This is a genomic window from Clostridium polyendosporum, assembly GCF_018332455.1.
GTDB classification, from domain to species: Bacteria; Bacillota; Clostridia; order Clostridiales; family Clostridiaceae; genus Clostridium_AY; species Clostridium_AY polyendosporum.
Window position 1 is genome coordinate 1 of the sequence record NZ_BOPZ01000113.1, and the last position, 227, is coordinate 227.

At 45.8% G+C, this 227-nt stretch carries 1 rRNA gene; it reads left to right on the plus strand.

Annotated features, from left to right (window positions below):
• A 23S ribosomal RNA gene (locus CPJCM30710_RS17640) occupies positions 1 to 227 on the plus strand; the annotation flags it as partial.

Here is a 227-nt window from a genome sequence, read left to right on the forward strand (position 1 = left end):
CTGAAACATCTAAGTACCTGGAGGAAGAGAAAGAAAAATCGATTCCGTCAGTAGCGGCGAGCGAAAGCGGAAGAGCCCAAACCGGAAACTTGTTTCCGGGGTTGCGGACAGAATATAACGCGAAGCTATTGTTAACTGAACAGTACTGGAAAGTACGACCGCAGAAGGTAATAGTCCTGTAAGTGAAAACAAGAGTAAGTAGTTCTGATCCAGAGTACCACGAGACA